The 21285-nt window shown below is 39.0% G+C and carries 18 protein-coding genes and 2 tRNA genes; 7 read left to right on the forward strand and 13 right to left on the reverse strand.

The window, feature by feature from the left end:
• Nucleotides 1-192: 192 nt before the first annotated feature.
• The gene (gene scpC, locus ACPF7B_RS08460; RefSeq protein ID WP_490505372.1) at nucleotides 193-1710 is read right to left on the reverse strand and encodes a succinyl-CoA:acetate CoA-transferase ScpC; all 1518 of its coding nucleotides are present in this window, start codon (nucleotides 1708-1710) and stop codon (nucleotides 193-195) included.
• Nucleotides 1711-2153: 443 nt separating this feature from the next.
• Between scpC and rlmKL the strand changes: the two genes are divergently transcribed.
• Both rlmKL and ACPF7B_RS08470 read left to right on the forward strand, forming a co-directional pair.
• Nucleotides 2154-4355 carry a bifunctional 23S rRNA (guanine(2069)-N(7))-methyltransferase RlmK/23S rRNA (guanine(2445)-N(2))-methyltransferase RlmL gene (rlmKL, locus tag ACPF7B_RS08465; protein ID WP_490505373.1) on the forward strand — a complete coding sequence of 734 codons (2202 nt, stop codon included), beginning with the start codon at nucleotides 2154-2156 and terminating at the stop codon, nucleotides 4353-4355.
• 108 nt (nucleotides 4356-4463) lie between these two features.
• Nucleotides 4464-4790 (forward strand): H-NS histone family protein, encoded by a 327-nt coding sequence (locus tag ACPF7B_RS08470; RefSeq protein WP_490505374.1) that lies wholly within the window; start codon nucleotides 4464-4466, stop codon nucleotides 4788-4790.
• A 71-nt stretch (nucleotides 4791-4861) separates the two neighbouring features.
• On the opposite strand, the gene ACPF7B_RS08475 is transcribed toward ACPF7B_RS08470, so the two are convergent.
• From ACPF7B_RS08475 to ubiA, 3 genes are all read right to left on the reverse strand, one after another.
• On the reverse strand, nucleotides 4862-5635 hold the full coding sequence (locus tag ACPF7B_RS08475; RefSeq protein WP_490505375.1) for a 4'-phosphopantetheinyl transferase family protein: 774 nt from the start codon (nucleotides 5633-5635) through the stop codon (nucleotides 4862-4864).
• A complete protein-coding gene (locus ACPF7B_RS08480) occupies nucleotides 5614-6210 on the reverse strand; it encodes a cob(I)yrinic acid a,c-diamide adenosyltransferase (RefSeq protein WP_490505376.1) in 597 nt (198 codons plus the stop codon). The genes ACPF7B_RS08475 and ACPF7B_RS08480 overlap by 22 nt, the downstream gene beginning before the upstream one ends.
• A 63-nt stretch (nucleotides 6211-6273) precedes the next feature.
• Nucleotides 6274-7149 carry a 4-hydroxybenzoate octaprenyltransferase gene (gene ubiA / locus ACPF7B_RS08485; RefSeq protein ID WP_490505377.1) on the reverse strand — a complete coding sequence of 292 codons (876 nt, stop codon included), beginning with the start codon at nucleotides 7147-7149 and terminating at the stop codon, nucleotides 6274-6276.
• Between the two features lie 163 nt (nucleotides 7150-7312).
• Here ubiA and ACPF7B_RS08490 point away from each other — a divergent pair, with 163 nt between their 5' ends.
• Complete coding sequence (locus ACPF7B_RS08490; RefSeq protein WP_490505378.1) at nucleotides 7313-8293, forward strand: peptidoglycan-binding domain-containing protein; 981 nt, start codon at nucleotides 7313-7315, stop codon at nucleotides 8291-8293.
• Between the two features lie 94 nt (nucleotides 8294-8387).
• Here the strand turns inward: ACPF7B_RS08490 and ACPF7B_RS08495 are convergent, their stop codons facing one another.
• From ACPF7B_RS08495 to ACPF7B_RS08515, 5 genes are all read right to left on the reverse strand, one after another.
• The gene (locus tag ACPF7B_RS08495) at nucleotides 8388-8723 is read right to left on the reverse strand and encodes a non-heme iron oxygenase ferredoxin subunit (RefSeq protein WP_490505379.1); all 336 of its coding nucleotides are present in this window, start codon (nucleotides 8721-8723) and stop codon (nucleotides 8388-8390) included.
• Nucleotides 8724-8886: 163 nt separating this feature from the next.
• A tRNA-Glu gene (locus tag ACPF7B_RS08500) sits at nucleotides 8887-8961 on the reverse strand.
• A 233-nt stretch (nucleotides 8962-9194) separates the two neighbouring features.
• Nucleotides 9195-10625 carry a dihydrolipoyl dehydrogenase gene (lpdA, locus tag ACPF7B_RS08505; RefSeq protein ID WP_490505380.1) on the reverse strand — a complete coding sequence of 477 codons (1431 nt, stop codon included), beginning with the start codon at nucleotides 10623-10625 and terminating at the stop codon, nucleotides 9195-9197.
• Nucleotides 10626-10711: 86 nt separating this feature from the next.
• A complete protein-coding gene (gene odhB, locus ACPF7B_RS08510) occupies nucleotides 10712-11920 on the reverse strand; it encodes a 2-oxoglutarate dehydrogenase complex dihydrolipoyllysine-residue succinyltransferase (protein WP_490505381.1) in 1209 nt (402 codons plus the stop codon).
• Between the two features lie 93 nt (nucleotides 11921-12013).
• Entirely contained in the window at nucleotides 12014-14863 is a 2850-nt protein-coding gene (locus ACPF7B_RS08515) for a 2-oxoglutarate dehydrogenase E1 component (RefSeq protein WP_490505382.1), read from the reverse strand.
• Nucleotides 14864-15101: 238 nt separating this feature from the next.
• On the opposite strand from ACPF7B_RS08515, the gene ACPF7B_RS08520 reads away from it, so the two are divergent.
• The 3 genes from ACPF7B_RS08520 (at nucleotide 15102) to ACPF7B_RS08530 (ending at nucleotide 17271) form a co-directional block, all read left to right on the forward strand.
• Nucleotides 15102-15974: a hydrogen peroxide-inducible genes activator gene (locus ACPF7B_RS08520; protein WP_490505383.1), complete on the forward strand. Its 873-nt coding sequence runs from the start codon at nucleotides 15102-15104 to the stop codon at nucleotides 15972-15974.
• Between the two features lie 32 nt (nucleotides 15975-16006).
• On the forward strand, nucleotides 16007-16981 hold the full coding sequence (gene moaA / locus ACPF7B_RS08525; protein ID WP_490505384.1) for a GTP 3',8-cyclase MoaA: 975 nt from the start codon (nucleotides 16007-16009) through the stop codon (nucleotides 16979-16981).
• An 83-nt stretch (nucleotides 16982-17064) separates the two neighbouring features.
• Nucleotides 17065-17271, forward strand: a complete 207-nt coding sequence (locus tag ACPF7B_RS08530; RefSeq protein WP_490505385.1) for a hypothetical protein — start codon at nucleotides 17065-17067, stop codon at nucleotides 17269-17271.
• Nucleotides 17272-17430: 159 nt separating this feature from the next.
• On the opposite strand, the gene ACPF7B_RS08535 is transcribed toward ACPF7B_RS08530, so the two are convergent.
• From ACPF7B_RS08535 to smpB, 4 genes are all read right to left on the reverse strand, one after another.
• Nucleotides 17431-17507, reverse strand: a tRNA-Arg gene (locus tag ACPF7B_RS08535).
• Between the two features lie 96 nt (nucleotides 17508-17603).
• Nucleotides 17604-17984 (reverse strand): SirB2 family protein, encoded by a 381-nt coding sequence (locus ACPF7B_RS08540; protein ID WP_490505386.1) that lies wholly within the window; start codon nucleotides 17982-17984, stop codon nucleotides 17604-17606.
• A 14-nt stretch (nucleotides 17985-17998) separates the two neighbouring features.
• On the reverse strand, nucleotides 17999-18946 hold the full coding sequence (locus tag ACPF7B_RS08545) for a D-2-hydroxyacid dehydrogenase (protein WP_490505387.1): 948 nt from the start codon (nucleotides 18944-18946) through the stop codon (nucleotides 17999-18001).
• A 50-nt stretch (nucleotides 18947-18996) separates the two neighbouring features.
• On the reverse strand, nucleotides 18997-19473 hold the full coding sequence (gene smpB, locus ACPF7B_RS08550; RefSeq protein WP_490505388.1) for an SsrA-binding protein SmpB: 477 nt from the start codon (nucleotides 19471-19473) through the stop codon (nucleotides 18997-18999).
• Between the two features lie 306 nt (nucleotides 19474-19779).
• Here smpB and ACPF7B_RS08555 point away from each other — a divergent pair, with 306 nt between their 5' ends.
• Complete coding sequence (locus tag ACPF7B_RS08555) at nucleotides 19780-21285, forward strand: carbon starvation CstA family protein (RefSeq protein WP_490505389.1); 1506 nt, start codon at nucleotides 19780-19782, stop codon at nucleotides 21283-21285.

Below are 21285 nucleotides of genomic sequence, written 5' to 3' on the forward strand. Positions count from 1 at the left end.
AGTAGAATACATGCTGTTTTTTTAGGCTCAAAACAGTGGTAGAGACTTATGTTAGTATGAATAAACTCTATTAGTATCATAAATTTTTCTTAAAGGAAGAATTAGTTATTTTAGGTAAATAATTTAGGTATTCTTGATACGAAAAAACGCAGACATTTCTGCCCGCGTTTTCGGTTTTATAAAATAATGGTTTTACTTATCGAGTATCATTGTGCCATTTTTTGCAAGATTAATATGCCAAGAGAATGCTTCATCTAAAAGATGGGGAGTATTGCCACCGCGCTCTTTTTTTGCACGTTCGAAGTAATCTTTTGCTTGTGCCTTATATTTTGGATGCATGCAGTTTTCAATGATTTTTTCAGCAGCATCTTTCGGGCATAAGCCACGGATATCCGCATATCCTTGTTCTGTAACAATCACGTCAACCTCGTGATTTGTATGATCTACGTGAGTTACAAAAGGAACAATTGCTGAAACATTGCCATCTTTTGCGGTTGACTGTGTAACAAAAATGGTAATACGGGCATTACGTGCAAAGTCGGCAGATCCGCCTATTCCATTCATTACATGCGTTCCGCTAACATGCGTTGAATTGACGTTACCGTAGATATCGACCTCTAGTGCTGTATTAAAGGCAATAACGCCGAGACGACGGACAACCTCTGGGTGATTGGTGATTTCTTGCGGGCGAAATAGTATCTTATCTTTATATTTTTCAAGGTCTGATGCTAAGTTATCAACCCGTTTTTTGGATAATGAGAATGCTGTTGCCACAGCAAAATCTACAACACCAGCATCAATCAGATCAAAGATACCATCTTGTAAAACCTCTGAGGAGACTGTGAGATTTTTAAAACGATCAGATTTTGCCATACCACTTAGAACCGCATTTGCAACTGATCCAACTCCTGATTGAAGTGGCGCAAGATTAGGACCTAAACGACCATCTTCAACCTCTTTTGCAAGGAAGTCTAAAAGATTATCTGCGATTGCTTGTGTTTCGGCATTAGGTTCAAAGAGTGGCGATGGGATATCTGGACGATCAGAAAGAATAACGCCTTTAACTTTAGCGGGATCAACCTTAATACCAATGGTCCCAATACGCTTACTTAGATCATCATACACTGGAATTGCTTCTCGGTTATCACCTTGATCTTTAGGGATATAAATATCATGAATCCCTTCATAACTATCCGGTGTACTAGTATTCAACTCAATAATTACGTGCTTTGCACGTTCAACAAAAATAGGAGAATTCCCAACAGAACCTGTTGGAATAATAAGCCCATCTTCAGTAATTGCAGCAGCTTCGATAATCGCATAGTCGATCTCTCCAAGATTACCTTGTCGTAATGTTTCTGCTGTGTGAGAGAGATGCTGGTCGATATATTTTATCTCGCCAGCATTAATTTTTTTACGCATTACCGCATTGCTTTGATAGGGAACGCGCAGATTAATGATATCAGCCTCTGCCATTGCTTGATCTGCATCTGGTCCAAGTGAAGCACCGGTATAGAGGTTTACTTTAAAGTTTTCTTTTTTGCCACGTTCTGCCAGGGCTGTTGGAAATACTTTGGGTTCCCCAAAAAGAGTAAAACCACTCATTCCGAGCGTCATACCATCCTCAATCCACGAAACAGCTTCCTCCACCGGTACGATTTTATTACGGAAATCGTTATGGCGAATTTTTTTGCTTAAGTCTGCTTTCATAAGTATCCATCCTTTTTTGCTTAATGGTTAGTAATTTAAAGAAATCATTTGGTTATAATCCCTGATTAACTCAATCTTTAGGCTGTTTATTTTTATATTCAGGATTAAAATAGTTTATCCTTTAATATAGACAGATAATTCTGAATACTTCAAGTTATAAACGTTTTTACTCGAGAAAACGTAGAATGTAAAAAATAAATAATGCGATTCATTTTTGCTATTATTAGACATTTACACAGGTTATTTGGTTGATTTCACTAAATATTTTCTTATAATTTTAGTTTTCTTTTGTTAATATATGTTAATTGAGAACTATTTTTAGTATACTCTTTTTCCTTAACTGAAATTAGATAGTCAATATTGCGAAATGACGGAATAATCATTTGTAATTGTCCATTAATCAGAGTTTATGCAATTGCAAATTCTTTATTTAGAGAGAGTCTATGTCAAAATTTTATGTAACTTGTGCCCAAGGGCTAAATTCTTATGTTAGAGAAGAGCTTCTCGCATTAGGAATTGATGCAACTGAAAAGGGAACAGGTGTGGCGTTTGCCGGTGACTTTAAAGATGCTTATCGTGCATGTTTATGGTCACGTTGCGGTTCACGCGTATTATTGGAATTAAGAGAAGGAAATTTCCGTTCGCTAGATCAAATGTATGAGGAGTTATCGCTGTTTTCATGGTCATCACATATGCGAGAAACAGATACTTTCTCCATAAAGGTGACAGCGCGAAAAGCAGGGAATATTCATACACATTTTGCAGCACTACGCGTCAAGGATGCGATTGTTGATTATTTTACTGAATTAATGGGCACTCGCCCTAACGTAGATATTGAAGACCCAGATCTACGCTTTTATGTACATATTGATGAGAAAAAATATACACTTTACCTTGATTTAACAGGGGAGCCTCTACATAAGCGAGGATTTAGAAGTGAACAAGGTGCTGCACCAATTAAAGAGAATCTAGCAGCGGCGCTTCTTTATCGTTCAAATTGGCCGGCAAAAGCAGCAAATCATGAAAATTTTATTGATCCGCTTTGTGGAGCGGGTACGATATTAATAGAGGCGGCTCTAATGGCGCGAGATATTGCACCAGGTCTATATCGCAATAATTTTGGTTTTATGCGCTGGCGCCATTACAAAGAGGCAGAATGGAATGAGTGTTATCAGGAGGCAAAAAGACGCGCACAAGAGGGTGAAGCGCGATTCCAAGGGCAGCTTGTTGGTATTGAACGTAGTTCAATGATGATCGGCATCACGAAAGCAAATGCTGATAGAGCGCGTGTTTTAAAGAATATGACTTTTAAGCACATGAGTTTTCAAGATTATCAGCATGATTTCTCTATGGATAAAGGTTTAATTGTTACAAATCCCCCTTATGGCGAGCGACTCGGTGAGAAAGATTATCTAATCGATACATACCGTGATTTAGGCGACTTCCTCAGGCAATATGAGGGCTTTGAAGCGGGTGTTATCACTTCTGATTCCGATTTAGGGCGAGTGATGGGGATTCGAGCAAAGAAAATTAATAAATTTTGGAATGGTGCCTTAGATTGTATCTATCTTCAGTTTAAGATTGAACAATCTTTTTTTGTGAATCGGGAAAAAGCTGATAATCATGATCGTCGAATTGCATTAGAAGAGATTATCGCAGATGGTGGCGATGCGTTTCTTAATCGTTTAACAAAAAACTATAAACACCTTTCACGTTGGGCTCAGAAGCAAGAGATAGAAGCTTATCGAGTATATGATGCTGATTTACCAGAATTTAATGTTGCCATTGATCTTTATAAAAATCACATTGTTGTTTATGAATATGAGGCTCCGTCTACAATCAAGCGTGATATTGCTGAGTCTCGCTTTAATAAAGTGATGCAAATTATTCAGCATCTATTTGATGATATTCCTGTTGCGAATATACATGTTAAACAACGCTCGCGTAAGAAAGGAAAATCACAATATGAACGACTTTCACAAGAAGCTGGTGATTTTTTTGAGATACGCGAAGGTAATGCAAAACTTTTGGTGAATTTAACTGATTATCTTGATACAGGTATTTTTTTAGACCATCGAAATGTACGGTTTATGATTGGTGAAAAAGCACAACGTAAGCGCTTTTTGAATCTTTTTTGTTATACAGGAACGGCATCAGTTCATGCAGCAAATGGGAGTGCGACATCGACTTTGTCGGTGGATCTCTCTAGAACATATCTTGCCTGGGCAGATCGAAATCTAGCGCTAAATGGTCATTTCTCGGGTCATGAACTAGTTCAGGCTGATGTGCTTGAATGGCTAAAGTCGGAGGCTGAAAGTTTAAAATCATTACCTCTTTTGAAGCGTAATGATAAAAAATTTGATTTGATTTTTATGGATCCCCCAACATTTTCTAATTCTAAGCGAATGAGTGGTGTTTTAGATATACAGCGGGATCATGAAATGCTTCTTAAAGATGCAATGCGATTATTGATGCATGATGGAGAGTTATTATTTTCAACAAATTTAAGAGGATTTAAAATGAGTTCTGAGTTGTTAGAAATATTTGATATTACGGATATTTCTAGCAAAACATTACCGGAAGATTTCAAACGAAATCCGAAAATAAGACAGTGTTTTTTAATAAAACATAAAATAAACATTTAAGATTATTAATATAATTTATATAATGGGTGTAACCGGAAACGGTTTAGATAATAATAGCAAGTATAAATTATAAAAATAGTCATTTTAGTGAACGGAGACATGTAAGTGATGAAGAATTTAAATTTAGATGGTTTAAGCATTGATAAGATGGAGACGCTTATTAGTGAATTAAGTCAGGAGATTGAGAGCCGTCGAGCTGCGGAAGCTGAACAGGTTCGTAAAGAGATTGAGAAGTTGCTAGATCATTCAGGACTTTCATTTCACGATGTATTTAGAGATAAAGTTGGTCGTAAAGGACGTAAGGTTCCTATGAAATATGGTAATCCTGATAATCCAGAACAACTATGGAGTGGTCGTGGTAAAATGCCGCTGTGGATGAAAGAAAAAGTTGAAGCAGGCGCTAAGAAAGAAGACTTTTTATTGGATTCAGAATAAGTGTATTTGCCCTGTTATATTATATTATTAATAACTATTATTAAAATATAATATAATTGTTCTATGTATTATTAGTCATCTAGTGAAATGATCCAAGAGAGCTCGAATGGCTTTAATGTTATAAAGCCTTCTTGTATAGCCGTTGTTTTTATTAATAGCATATCTTTTAATTGGTTAGGAAGATAGAGAGCGAACGAGTTTTTGATTTCTTCATTTTTCGTAGTGAGCGTTGAGAGACATAACGTACCACCAGAAAGATCACCTGTGATTTTGTTATGAAATGGATGAAGGGTTAATGAGTCAAGGCCTTGTATACCGCGTCCATCGGCCTTTAAATACGCTTCTTTAGCGGACCAAAGGAGAAAAAAGCGGGTCATTTCATCATTTTTTAAAGTCATTATAGTATCAGATGGATATTTGGGGAGCATGGCTGATTTACCCAGTATCCATTTTTTTTCATCATCTTTGAAAACTTTGGTCATTAAACCAGCGAAATTTTTACGAGGTTGAATTTTTTCTACATCTGTACCAAGTTTCAGATCTCCTTTACCAATAATAAGTGCAATAAAATTATCAGAATGAGAGAGGTTAAATGTAATATCCCGGCTCTTAAAATAGGGTTTGTTATGTTTAGTAGTCGTTATTTCTGGGATATTTATAATGCCAAAATAATTTTTCAGGGCGAGCGATAAGAGTGCTCGACTTAGTAGAAAGGATGTTTGTCGCTTTGTTGCTAATTGAGGGTTCCAAAATTGTGGAAAATGTGTTTTTGCCCAATAAATATTGGTCTCTGTAATTTCACAAAGAAGAAGGTATATGGGCTCTAATCGATTTTGGGATTCCAAAATACTTCCTTAGTATCTGTAAGTTTAGCGATCGTTCGCGCGGTCACAAAGAAATAGTCTGAAAGACGGTTGAGAAATTTCAGTGAATCACTATTGACCTTATCGGGTTCCTCGCTATTGAGAGCCCAAAGTGAACGTTCTACTTTGCGACTAATGGCGCGAATATAGTGTGCTTGTGCTACAAGGGCTGAACCTCCGGGTAGGATAAATTCTTCAAGAGGCGGAAGTTGGTCATTATATGTTGTCAGCCAAACTTCTAGGGTTTCCACTAAGTCATTTGTCACGAGTACTGTTCCGGGCATTGAAAGCTCACCACCAAGATTAAATAGCGCATGTTGAATCACATTCCATTCCTCAATAATTTTGAGTAGAGCTCTGCAATTAATAGAATTATCGAGGTCTTCTTTTTCGGTTGTGAGATTCGCAATAGTGATTCCAATTAACGAATTTAATTCATCAATTAAGCCAATTGTTTCGATACGAGGATGATGCTTTGCAAGACGGACATTTCCTGCAATACCAGTTGTACCGGAATCTCCTGTTTTAGTAACAATTTTCGAAAGACGGTTGCCCATGGAATCTTCTCCTAATATGTAATGTGTGTGATCTCTTAGCACCATTTCACTATACTATGGTTTTCATGAAGGGAGATAGTTTAAAAATAATCCAATGAAAAGTATCATGCCTACCCAGTTGTTGTGTAAAAAAGCTGAAAAACAGCTAAGTTTATTATGATCTTTAATGAGTTTAATTTGATAATAAAATAGGCTAATGACAACGAGTAAGCTTAGCAAAAAGTAATTATTTAACGACTCTCTCAGCGCAATTATGAAAAATAATAAAATCATCATGATTTGTAGTACGATGATGATGTAATAATCCTTTTTCCCTAACCATGATTCAAAGAGTAATGCAGAGGATTTTATGTTGAGGGCTTTATCTTCTTCACGATCACTCATTGCATATTCAGTATCATAGATCAGTGTCCAACAGATATTAGCGAAAAAAAGCAGTAAAGCCGTTATTGATAATGATCCTCGAATCTCCATAAATGCCATTAAAATCCCAAAAGCAAATGCAACACCAAGATGAGCTTGTGGCAGAGAGTGAAAGCGTTTCATAAAGGGGTAGGAGAGTGCAATGAGTAGCGCTGGGATTGAGAGAAGAATAGTTTTCCATGATAAAAAGAGCGCTAATATAGCAGCAATGATGACAAGCAGAGCCAAAAGCGACATCGCCTCCTTTAAAAAGATTTTCCCAGCGGTTAGTGGACGATTTTGTGTGCGCTCAACATATTTATCAATATCACGATCAGCAATATCATTAATCACGCATCCTGCAGATCGCATGATAAAAACACCCAGTAGAAAAATGATCAGTACCTTTGCAGAAGGTAAACCCTCACTCGCGATCCAGATGCCCCAAAGTGTTGGCCACATTAATAGATAGCTACCAATCGGCTTTTCAACGCGCATCAGTTGAAGATAGTAGGGAATATTTTGGATTTTTAACATAACTCTGCCTGCGACATGGTTTAAATATCCCTATTATATAAAAACTCCCTCTTTTATGTGGAATTCCCGCTGTTTATTTTCTTCTTAAAGAGTCTTTTATGAAAGAATTTGAACTATGATAGAGTAATAGAATTCCTGTTAGTGAATTTGCGTTGGATTAAATATGATTGAAATTGCCCATCTAAATAGCACCGCCTCTTATGAACCTTTTGTGATTAATAGTGCAACTTTCGCGCGCTTAGCAGAGCATAGTTACTTGTCGTTAGAAGGCGATTTTCTTCTTCTTGGTATTCGGGCGGCTAGATTAGTTGATGGCGAATATGGTCGTTGGTTTGATTCGGTGACGATTGCTGAAAATAGTGTTGATGGTGAACATCTTCGTTGTCTTCTAGGAATTTGGGATCGAAAACATCACAAAGTTGTATTTTTCCCTGCATCAACTATTCCGAATAGGGTATGGCAACAAAAGCAGATTAATGCGCCGGAACAGGCAATTGCCAATGTATTAGGCGTCGGGCTTTATAATTATATTGTTGGAGCGCATGAGCCTGATGGTGAAGGCCGATTACCGGAAGAAGGGGCTTTTCGTCTTAGTCGCTTACAGCCGGTGCTCGCTTGGCGTTTTTATCAATCTAATCATCAATTTTGCGCCCAATTTGCAACGCCTTCGCTCTCGGTTGTTAATGATCATATTCATAGTGCTCAAACGACAGCTAAGCTCGATGGAGCTTCTTTTTCCTCAGCTGGTTGTCAAGTGATTGAAGGGAATCATCAGCCGCCGAATATACCGACAGGTTACTATCAGGTCTTTAGAGTATTAGCAGGTCAATCAGCGCAGCCATCTCCTTTAGAAGTTGGTATTCGATATCAATATCTCCTTAGTCATGTGCGTCATTTAGAGCAAATTGTACATGGCGGAGGTGAGCTGTGTTTGCTGCAAGGTTCGCGGGGAATGCTCGTTCGACAATTGCAAGAAGCTTTGATAGCACAAAAATTTTTAGAAGAAGATAATATTGATAAAGGTGATTTTAATGGATATACCGCTTTGGCTCTTTATCAATACCAAAAAAGGATGGGATTAGTGGCAAATGGAATCGCGACGGCAGCTATTTTAAAGCGTCTAAAAATATCCTTACTTTATTAGCGCTTATGTAAGACTAAGTCTTAAATTTATAGATATCCTCTAAATGTTCTTTGCATCATAAAATATGATTTAGAGGATTTGTCCCTGCGGTAAATTATCTACTAACAGCATGGAGAGCTTCAAGCTCACTATCAATGTATATTTGTCCATCTTCGACTAATACACGGTAGGTTCGAAGTGGTTTTCGGCAGGGTGGAGCAGTTGCTTCGCCGGTGATGATATTGAACTCCCCCCAGTGACGAGGGCAGCTAACCGTATCATCAAAATAGTCACCTTCTGAAAGGGATGCTGTTCCATGAGTGCATTTATCATCGGTGACAAAAAATGCGCCATCTCGATTAAAGATTAAGAGCTCTCCTATATCGGTCTCGATTTTTTTCATCTTGCCCGGTATAACTTCATCGTGGTTACAGATAAATATTTTAGCCATAATTAGAATGATCCTTTTGCAGAGCTTGTTTGTGTTATATTTTGAGAGATTATAAAGGGAATTATATCCGCATATTGCTTATGCAAGATAAATTGAATATAAGAATATATGAGGTGGTATAAACCAAAAAACCTACTGATAGTAAAATCAGTAGGTTTAAATTTGGCGTCCCTACGGGGATTCGAACCCCGGTTGCCGCCGTGAAAGGGCAGTGTCCTAACCACTAGACGATAGGGACGTATCGCTGTTTTCAGAGGTGTTCCTCGTGAACAGGAGGCTATAATAGTATGAAGCTTCATTAGTGTCAAATATAAGATTGTTTTTTTGTGCGCTATTTTTAGGCATTGCTGTTTGGGGTGCAATTTCTTTGGGGAGTTTATTGATTTAGCAGTTAAAATTGGCAGGTAAATAAAAAACGCCATTCCAATGTGAAATGACGTTTTGATTGATAAGGGGAAAGTAATAAGTTACTTACTTACGATTCATCATATGAATTGCGCTTTTATGGATACCGTGTGCCGCTTCCATTACACCTTCTGCAAGTGTCGGATGGGCATGCATCGTACTCGCAATATCTTCTGAGGTACCACCGAATTCAAGAACGATTACGGCTTCATGGATAAGTTCAGATGCATTTGCGCCGACGATATGTACGCCAAGAAGTTTATCAGTTTTAGCATCAGCGATGATTTTGATTAAGCCTTCCGTTGCTCCCATCGCTTTTGCGCGACCTGATGCTGCAAATGGGAATGAGCTCGTAATTATTTCAATCCCTTCAGCTTTGCATTGTTCTTCAGTTTTACCAGCCCATGCAATCTCAGGATGCGTATAGATCACCCAAGGAACAGCATCATAATTAACACGGCCATACTGACCCGCAATCCACTGTGCGACAGCAATGCCTTCAGCAGAACCTTTATGCGCGAGCATAGGTCCACGAACTAAATCACCAATGGCCCAAACGTTAGGGAGATTAGTCTTGCAATGTGTATCAACTTTTACTAAACGTCCATCCATTTCTAAGCCTAAGCTTTCATCAACGATACCTTCACTATATGCTCGGCGACCAACAGCAACTAATAGATAGTCGAATTTTTCTTCATGCTCACCATCTTTATCATGATATTTTACAGTGACATCTGTTGCAGTTGCTTTAGATTCTGATACTTTTGCACCTAGACGGATATCAAGACCTTGTTTTTTGAAATGTTTTGCTGCATCTTTTGCAATTTGCTGATCCGCTGCAGAGAGGAATTTATCCATTGCTTCAAAGATTACCACTTTTGCACCTAAGCGAGCCCAAACGCTAGCCATTTCAAGGCCAATGACCCCAGCGCCAATAACACCTAAACGTTTTGGAACTTCTGTAAGGTCTAATGCTCCTGTTGAGTCGATAATGCGTTTGTTATCAACTTTTGCTGGAGGAATATCGACGGGCACAGAGCCCGTTGCTAACACCACGTTTTTGGTTTTATAGCTCTCTTTCTTGCCGTCATGAGCAGTCACTTCAACAACATTATCTTTTAGGAGTTTGCCTGTGCCCTGAAGCCACTCAACTTTGTTTGCTTGGAATAACATCGCAATACCTGATGTTAATTCAGTCACAATTTTATCTTTACGCGCGATCATTGCTTTAGGGTCCATCTTAACATCTTTAATGGTAATGCCATGTTCAGCTGCATGAACCTTGGTTTCTTCGTAAAGAGCAGAGGATTCCAAAAGTGCTTTTGAAGGAATACAGCCAACATTTAAACATGTTCCACCAAGCGTTGGTTTGCCTTCTTTACCGATCCATTTTTCAACACAAGCAGTTTTTAGGCCTAGTTGGGCTGAACGAATAGCAGAAACATAACCTGCAGGACCGCCGCCGATAACGATAACATCAAATTCTTTTTTACTCATAATTTCTTCCTTCTAAAAGACCCTTTGCAACAAAAAATGCAAAGGATCTTCAATGGATATATTAAATTTTGTAACAAAATGTACTATTACAGATCAAGGAGCATGCTTGCTGGGTCTTCGATTGATTGTTTGATTGATACAAGGAAACCAACAGCTTCAGCGCCATCGATAATTCTATGGTCGTAAGAGTGTGCAATGTACATCATCGGCGCGGCAATAATTTGGCCATCTTTGACAATTGGACGCTCGTAAGTATTGTGCATACCTAAGATTCCACTTTGTGGAGGATTGATAATCGGCGTTGACATCATTGAGCCAAAAACACCGCCATTAGTAATGGTAAATGTACCACCCGTCATCTCTTCGATTGTTAATGTACCTTCTTTTGCTTTTGTTGCGTATTCAATAATTTGTTTTTCAATATCAGCAAGGCTGAGTTGATCCGCATTACGAATAATTGGTACAACAAGACCGCGAGGTGAAGAAACAGCAATACCGATATCAAAATAACCATGATACACAATGTCATTACCATCGATTGATGCGTTAACTGCTGGATATTTTTTTAATGCTTCAACGGCTGCTTTTACGAAGAATGACATAAAGCCAAGCTTCACGCCATGAGTTTTAATGAAGCGATCTTGATATTTTTTACGCATACTCATGACAGGTTCCATGTTGATCTCATTAAATGTGGTCAGCATGGCTGTCGTATTAGTTGCATCAAGAAGGCGCTCTGCAATGCGAGCACGTAAACGTGTCATTGGAACACGTTTTTCAACACGTTCCCCGGTTGGGACTGCTGCAATAGTTGCTGCTTTTGCAGCTGGTACTGCCGCTTTTGCCCCACCATCTTTCATGAAGTTTTCAATATCTTCTTTTAAGTGACGACCATTTTTACCGGTTGCAGGAATTTTTTTGATATCAAGGTTGTTTTCTTCCACTAAACGACGAACCGTTGGAGACATACCAATATCATCACCTGCTTCTTCCGAAGAAGCTTTAGGTGTCTCTTCTTTTGCTGTTTCTGCTGGTACGCTGCCCGCTTTAGGTGCTTCGCCAGCTTCGATAATTGCAAGAAGCGTACCTTCAGTAACGTCAGTACCTTCTTCAACTTTGATCTCTTTAATGATGCCACTTGCAGTTGCAGGCACTTCGAGCATAACTTTGTCTGTTTCTAAGTCAACGAGGTTTTCACCTTCTTCGACGAAATCGCCGACTTTCTTGTGCCAAGAAGAGAGAAGTGCATCTGCTACTGACTCAGGTAAAACAGGAACTTTAATTTCAATACTCATGGGTTTTTCTCCTATGTATAAATAAAATGTTAAATTTTGATTTGTTTGAATTTTATTAAATAAATTTGTTCTTATCGTTAGCACTCTCTCGCATTATTCTGCAAGGGGAAAGATTGCATCTAAAAGGGCTTTCTCTTGTGCCGCGTGCATATTACTGTAACCAACCGCAGGAGCTGCTGCTTCAGGGCGAGTCACAAAGATTAATGTCTGTTTGTCAGTCACAATATTTTCTAAATATGGACGAACAAATGTTGCATAACCTTGGTTTAGAGGTTCATCTTGTAAGAAGATAATCTCTTTCACTTTCGGGTATTTCGCAATCTCATCAAGGAGTGCTTGGGTTGGGAATGGGTAGATCTCTTCTAAGCGAATAATCGCTGTTTTAGTATCTTTAGCGGCTTCTCTTCGATCGCGGATATCGTAGAAGATTTTGCCGACAGAAATAACGAGACGTTCAACATTTTTATCCTCAATAGCATCAATTTCTGGAAGAACTGAGCGGAATGTTCCCATTGCTAAATCATCTAATACATTCACTGCTTGACGATGGCGAAGGAGACTTTTCGGCGTCATGACAATAAGTGGTTTACGATATTCTTGTAACATTTGACGGCGGAACATATGGAATGCTTGAGCAGGTGTTGTTGGGACAACAAAGCTAATATTGTTCTCTGCGCAAAGTTGTAAGAAACGCTCGGGTCTTGCTGATGAATGTTCCGGGCCTTGCCCTTCATATCCGTGTGGAAGCAGCATGACTAAGCCGTTGTAACGACGCCATTTTGTTTCGCCGGCAGCGATAAATTGGTCGATAACCACTTGTGCGCCATTGACGAAGTCTCCAAATTGCGCTTCCCAAATAACTAATGTATTCGGCTCTGTTGATGCATATCCATATTCAAAGCCAAGGACACCAGCTTCAGAGAGGATCGAATCAATAACTGTGAAGTTTGCCTGGTCGCGTGTTAAATGTTGTAAAGGAATGTAGCTGTCGCCATTTTCTTGGTTATGATAGACCGCGTGACGATGGAAGAAGGTTCCACGCCCTGAGTCTTGTCCTGTGATACGAATTGGGTAGCCTTCTTCAAGCAGGGTTGCGTAAGCCATAATTTCCGCAAAGCCCCAATCCATTTCGATTTCGCCTTCGCCCATTTTGAGGCGGTTGTCATGTATGCGTTGTACACGATTGTGGAGTTTAAGCCCTTCTGGAAGCTCATTCATAATGCGTGTTAATTCGGTGATACGAGTCTTCACTACGCTTGTTTCAGGGATCGTTGGGCCTTCTTCATCGAACTTATCATGCGCTTTTGAAATGCGTTCCCATTTTTGCATATATGAGCTATTGATCGAATCAATATTTGGAAAACCAACAGGTGTACCAATCTCCAGTTTATCGCGGTACTCTTTTGTATAAGCTTTAAAGTCTTCCTCGGTAATGATGCCCGCAGCGATTAGGCGATCGGCATAGATACGAGCAGGTGTGTCATGATTGCGTACTTTTTTATACATCATTGGCTGTGTTGCACTAGGCTCATCAGCTTCGTTGTGACCAAGGCGACGATAACAGACAAGATCAATCACTACATCTTTGTGGAATGTATTGCGGAAACCTAGTGCTATTTCAGTCACATGTTTGACTGCTTCAGGATCATCTCCATTTACGTGAAGAACTGGCGCTTGGACAATTTTCGCTGCGTCTGTACAGTATTCTGAAGAACGTGCATCTAAAAGATTTGATGTTGTGAAACCTACACGGTTATTTACAACAACATGAACGGTACCTCCGGTTGTGTAACCGCGGACTTGTGACATTTGAAGTGTTTCAAGAACAATACCTTGTCCAGCAAAAGCAGCATCTCCATGAATTAATACAGGAAGAACGGTGTTAAATGGGAGTTTACCTGTTGGTGTGCCAGGTTCTATACGGCGCTCTAAGCGTGCTCTTACTGAGCCTTCTACGACAGGGTTGACGATCTCTAAGTGCGATGGATTAAATGCAAGTGCAAGATGCACGGGTGGGTTATTAGGTGTTGCTTGGACAGATGAAGAAAAGCCCATGTGATATTTCACATCACCGGAGCCCTTAGTAAAGGTAGGAACACCCTCAAATTCATCGAACAATTGTTTTGGTGCTTTTCCTAAGATATTGACAAGGACATTTAAACGTCCGCGATGTGCCATTCCGATGACAATCTCTTCTGCGCCAAAGTTTGATGCACCAACAACCATCTCATGCATCATAGGGATTAGTGCATCACCACCCTCGAGTGAGAAACGCTTTTGCCCAACGTAACGTGTATGAAGGTAACGTTCTAAACCATCGGCTGCAATCAGTTCCTTTAAGGTTTCCTTGCGTTCTTCATCGCTAAAGCGATAACGATCTTGAACTTCTTCTAAACGTTTGCGAAGCCAAAAACGTTCTTCATCATTGGTAATGTGTTCGATCTCAACACCGATATGACTAGTATAGGTTCGTTTAACAACATCAATAATCTCACGAAGTGTCATTGACTCTTGACCTGCTAAACCACCTGTTTTAAACACAGTTCCCATATCCATTTCATCTAAACCGAAGAAACCAGGATTGAGCTCAGGGACAATTTTTTCATCACGTAAATGAAGAGGGCATAAGTCTGCAACTTGATGCCCTCTTCGACGATATTCACCTATGAGATTTAGCACAGCGACTTGTTTTTGCATGTGAAATTCATCAACACCTCCTCGGGACTGCACATGTTGTTGGTGGCGTAGTTGCTCAAAAGCTCTTTTCACAGGCCCTTGTGCAATGTCCTGACCATCTTCATTTTTGAAGTCTGCAAAATAGTTTTGCCACTCTTTTGAGACGGAATCTGGGTCTTCGAGATACGACTCAAATAGCTCTTCTACATAGGTCTGGTTAGCACCATTTAGTGCCGATGATTTTATAAACTTATCGATTAGTTTCATATATTTATCGCTCACATTTTTATAGTTAGAAATTGATAGGAAATAAAAAGAAAGAAATTGCTTTTAGTATACCCCATATTTCTTGTTTTATCGCAATTTGTAGGAGTATTCAGCGATACTCTTTTCATCTTTCCAGGTATGTCGGAAAAGGAAAAACTTATTTAAAATCACCTTAATGCAAATGTGCTAATATGTAAATTACGTATATAACTAATGTTTATTTTTATGAGGATGACGCATGAAATTAAATGAACTTCGATATTTTATTGCTGTGGCTGAAGAGAGACATTTCGGGCGAGCAGCACAAAAATGCTTTATTTCTCAACCAGCTTTATCGATTGGCATTAAAAATTTAGAGGCTTCAATGGAAGTATCTCTATTTGAGCGCACGACTAACGAGGTTCTTTTAACGCCAGAAGGTGAAAAGGCATTACCGAAGGCACGTCGTATTTTTGAATTAGTGGATGAATTGTTTTCATTGAGTAAGGATTCTGACTCTATTGAGGGGCGATTTAATCTAGGTGTTATCTTTACAATCGCACCTTATTTATTGCCAAGAGTTATCCCAGTCTTACGTAAACATGCTCCAGAAATGCAGTTGAATATTTACGAAAATATGACGGATAGTCTTTTGCCGATGTTAAAAACTGGTGAGATTGATGCTGCGATTTTAGCACTTCCGATTAATGATCCGACATTTGAAGTGATTGAACTATATGAAGAGCCTTTTTATGTCGTAACGCCAAAGGATCATCCCTTGGCGGGTAAGAGAGAAGTTTCACCTGATATGATTCATGAATATGATCCATTGTTGTTAAATATTGGTCATTGTTTTCGAGATCAGGTGCTAGACAGTTGCAAGGAGATTAACGCGACAAACTCTCATCACCATTCTTTAGAGACTATTCGGAATATAGTGGCTGCCGGTCATCAAATTTCAGTCTTGCCGAAGTATGCTTTGATGGATGATCATCTTGTTGATTTGCTAAGTTATATTCCTTTTGCTGAGCCTGTTCCGACTCGTAGAGTTGCATTAGTTTACCGTAAAGAATTTACGCAAATGCGAAAAATAGAGATGATTGCAAAGTGTGTTAAAGAGTTAAATCTCTAATTGATGCACATTTTAGTCCAAGGAGGCACCCGATGTTAATTGACCAGTTTGGCCGCAAAATAGAGTATGTTCGAATTTCAGTCACAGATCGTTGTGACTTACGATGTACATACTGTATTCCAAAGGGCTTTAAGGGATTTGAAGTTAATAAAAACTGGTTAACATTTGACGAAATCATCCGTGTTGCTTCTGCTTTTTCTGAGATGGGGACGCATCATTATCGGATTACCGGAGGAGAACCTTTACTTCGAAAAGATATTGAAGAGTTAGTTTTTCGAATGAAATCTCTTCCGGGCATTCAAGATCTTTCGATGACAACGAATGCAACCCAACTTGTAAAACATGCTGAGGGTTTAAAAAAAGCAGGATTAGATCGGCTTAACATTAGTCTTGATTCCATGAACCCTTTAACAGTCCATCAAATTACAGGTAACGATTGTATTGATAAGGTTAAAGATGGAATATTTGCAGCAAAAGCAGCGGGATTTGAGATTATCAAGATTAATATGGTGCCGATGATCGGTGTGAATGATCGTGATATTGATATGATGATTCGCTTCTGTATGGATAATGGTTTGATTCTTCGGTTGATTGAAGCAATGCCGATGGGTGTGACAGGGCAGCGTACAAAAGGCGATGATCTTACTAAGCTTTTAGAAACATTACGTCAAAAGTACAATTTGATTGATTCAACAAAATCATTAGGTCGTGGGCCGGCTCGCTATTATGAGTCGCAGGATGGCAAATTTACTATGGGTTTAATTACGCCGATGAGTCAACACTTTTGTGATAGCTGTAATCGAGTACGTTTAGCTGTTGATGGGACCCTTTACATGTGTCTAGGACAAGAGGAAGCTTATCCACTTCGTGATATGTTGCGAGATAATTGCAGTGACGATGAATTGAAAGCAGCTATCCGCGAAGCGATTGATTTAAAACCGCAAAAGCATGAATTTAGAACGGATGCCACTAAAATTAAGCGTATTATGTCAATGACGGGTGGTTAAAGGGAAGGTTCTCTTCTAAAATGGAGTGTTTAAAAGATAGAGGTATCTTTGAAATATAATCGATAGAGATGATGGAGTAACAGATGGAGAAAAAATTTGGTGTAAAAATGACTTTACCTAAAGGTGCAACGTTTCGTCGAGATAATCTGTTGGGTGATAGTTTTGAGGCTGAGCGTTGGTTTCATACGGACAAAGAGCGTCAAGAGTTTTTAGATTCTTATCAGAAGGATTTTCGTTATTACCGTGTTGGTGATCGTCCACGTTATCAATACACGCTTATTGAACGTTAATAGACCTTATTGATAGGTTAATCGGGCATTGCCGTAATGGTCATGCTGTACAATAGGATCAGCCCATTTTGAATGAATTTTAAGATGGGTTTTTATTGTGTATTAAAAATTTCGATAAAAAGAAACCCTTGATAATTTCTTTATCAAGGGTTATCTATATGGCGCGCCCAGAAGGAGTCGAACCTCCGACCGCCTGGTTCGTAGCCAGGTACTCTATCCAGCTGAGCTATGGGCGCTTAACTAAGATGTGTAGTATACATCACTACAAATATAGGTCAACAAATTGTTTACTCTTTGTGCAATGTTTTTTACAACATATTGATTTTGCCTATTTAGTAGATATAAGGTCTCATGATCGCCATGTAAATTACACCCATAGCCATTGCATTAGAAATGAGATAGGCGATCAAACGAGTAGATGGTACGTAACGCTGTTTCATCGCAAAGATGGCAAAAACGATGTATAAGATTAGGAAGAGCAGTTTTAATGCTAACCATCCTCCATTTGAAGCAAATGGATTAATTGAAAGAATAATTGCTAGCAATATACCTGTTAATAGTAAAAAGGTATCTACAATATGGGGCACAATACGAATCCACTTTGGTCTGGGCGTTAAAAAATATTTCCAAAAACGGAAATTGAAAAAGATAATGGAAAAGAATGCGAGCATGATATGTGTATGCTTAATTCCCATATAGGCGTGAGCGAGCATTGGTTAGATTCCTCTTAGTTGATAACGTTGACAGGATGGCCTGCAACAAATTGATTAATATTGTTTTGTAACTGATCTATAAGGATATGAAGCGCTTCTTCGCTTGCATAAGCAGTATGTGGCGTGAGGATGAAATTCCCTAAATCTTGTGCGAGCAGAGGATTATCTACTCGCGGAGGTTCAGTAGTAAGAACATCAATCCCCGCGCCACCAAGTTTTTGAGTACGGAGTGCCTCTGCTAAATCAGCCTCATTGATAAGTCCACCACGGCTGACATTTATAAGAATTGCATTTTTTTTCATTCTGGCAATCTCTGGTTGAGCGATAAGATTTTCAGTTTCAGAGGTGAGAGGTGCATGGATTGAGAATACGTCAGAATTTTTTAAAACATCCTCAAAGGCGCAGTAACCTTTACGAATTGTTGTGGCATTTTTACGCTCAGAGAAGTGTACTTTCATTCCAAACGCTTCGGCATATTTTGCAAATTGTGAGCCGATACTGCCTTTTCCATAGATTCCTAAGCTCTTCCCTTTAAGTTCAAAAATGGGCTCAGCAAAGATACTGAAGAAGGATGATTTTTGCCACTGTTCATCTCGAATCCGAGCTTCATACAGTGGTAAACGATGCATGAGAGAGATCATCATCATAAATGCATGCTCTGCCACTGCTGTTTGGCTATATCCTGCGACGTTACAAACAGTAATTCCCAATTCAGTTGCAGCTTTTATATCGATAATATTGTAACCTGTCGCTGCAACAGCAATAAGCTTAAGCTGAGGATTCGCAAGCATCATTTCACGAGTGATTTTTACTTTATTAGTGATGGCAATGCTATGACCTTTCAGTTTTTCAACTGTTTCTTCAGGTGTGCAATTGTCGAGGCTTGTCAGTTCATGTGGAAAATTGAAATTTAGTGGAAAACGCTGAAGTGTTCCGCTATCTAAAAAAATAATTTTTTCCATTTTCTCCATCTCCTCTGGTGTTATATTTATTTAATCGGTGGTTCTACTTACTATCGATTATCGTGACGTAGAATGCGTTGTTTTTCACGATTCCAATCACGTTCTTTAAGTACAGCTCGTTTATCGTGATCTTTTTTTCCTTTTGCAAGCCCGATTTCGACTTTGACCATCCCTTTTTTCCAATATAGACTCAAAGGTACTAATGTATATCCTTTTTGGTCAACAGCACCAATTAAGCGATCGATTTCACGGCGGTGAAGCAGTAATTTTCGTGTTCGGGTATCATCAGCATAAATATGAGTCGAGGCTGATAGAAGTGGTGGAATGCGTGAGCCAATAAGGAATACTTCGCCATCGCGTATATAGACGTAAGCTTCTGATAGTTGCCCACGCCCATCTCGAAGGCTTTTAACCTCCCAACCTTTGAGTTCGATTCCTGCTTCAATTTTTTCTTCAATAAAATAATCATGATATGCACGTTTATTACCGGCGATTTGTGCATTGCCGCTATTTTTCTTCTTAGACATGCTAACTACCTTTCTATAACTCACGAGAAATAGAACTATTACTCGCTAATCCCAAGTATGATGCAAATATGTCATCTAGTTGGTCGAATCACTATTTTAATATAGAAGTGCTATTTCACATAATCAGTAAGTTATTTGTAGCTTTTGCCATTTTTGGATAACGCACTTCTACTTTAAGTAACTCTGTACAAAAAAGGTAAATAGGGTTATATATTAATCACTAAGTAAATATTTAATAAAAATAAATTTATATCAATAAAAGACCTAGTGTTTATCTAAGGTTTAGGCATTAGCCAAGGAGGAGCGATGTTTACTTTTTTAGCAGGAATATTGTTATTAGTTGTTGGGTATTTCACCTATGGAAAACTTGTTGAGCGGATATTTGGCACGAAAGAGCGGCCTACGCCGGCATATACGAGTAGTGATGGTGTCGATTATGTACCAATGCATAGTGCTAAAAACTCTTTAATACAATTACTTAATATTGCAGGTGTTGGACCTATTTTTGGCCCGATTTTGGGAGCCTTATATGGGCCGGTGGCTTTTTTATGGATTGTCTTTGGTTGTATTTTAGCCGGTGGTGTACATGATTATTTAACAGGTATGATCTCGATTCGTAATCGAGGTGCGCATCTTCCTGAACTAGCAGAAAAGTTTTTAGGAAAAGCGATGCGGCATATTGTTAATGCTTTTGCTCTTTTGTTGCTAGTATTGGTTGGAACAGTTTTTATTTCAGCACCAGGTCAGCTTCTTTATGATCTATTTGGCGGTAGTATCGGGATGGCTGCGATTGTTGGCGCGATCTTTATTTACTATATTTTAGCAACATTATTACCCATTGATAAAATTATTGGTCGGTTTTATCCAATTTTTGGGATGTTGTTAGTGATAAGTGCGATAGGTATTGGCGTCGGTTTAGTAGTAACAGGGCAGATTAATAATGTGCCAGAATTGACGCTCGATAATTTACATCCCGGAGGGCTTGCAATATTTCCGTTACTATTTTTAACGATTTCATGCGGTGCATTATCCGGTTTCCATGCCACACAATCCCCAATTATTTCGCGAACGACTCAAAATGAGAAACATGGTCGGCCTATTTTTTACGGCATGATGATTGCCGAAGGCATTATTGCAATGATTTGGGCCGCAGCAGCAATGGCAATGTTTTATGATCCTAATGCTGCATTTGGCGAAGGATTAAATAGTGTTTTAAAAGAAGGTGGTCCTGCGCTTGTTGTTAGTAAAGTTGCCGTAATGATGCTCGGAGGAGTGGGTGGAACGATTGCAATTCTGGGGGTCATTATATTGCCCATCACCTCGGGTGATACCGCTTTTAGAAGTGCACGGATGATTGTGGCGGATTACTTAAAGATAGGTCAGGCAAAAGTAACGAGTCGTCTTTGGATTGCCTTACCTCTTTTTGCAATCGCGATAGTACTTTTACAGTTAGATTTTAATATTCTGTGGCGTTATTTTTCATGGGCAAATCAATCGACTGCGGTAATTGCGTTATTTGTCGGAGCAATGTATCTCTATATTGGTGGGCGCAATTTCTGGATTTCGCTCTTGCCCGGAATTTTTATGTTAATGGCCACAATGACCTACATTTTAGAGCAGCCGATAGGTTTTGGTCTAGATTCCACAGTATCTCAAATTGGAGCAGCAATAATCTCTGTATTGCTTGTGGCGCTCTTTTTCTGGCAAGCAAAGCGTCAAAAATCTCGTAATCTTTCACTTGAAGAAGACCTTGCGGGATGGGATGGTTCTATGAAAGAGGGAGGATATGATTTCACATGTAAAGGGCTTTAA

The sequence above is a fragment of the Ignatzschineria sp. 22MB058224 genome, from assembly GCF_058188435.1.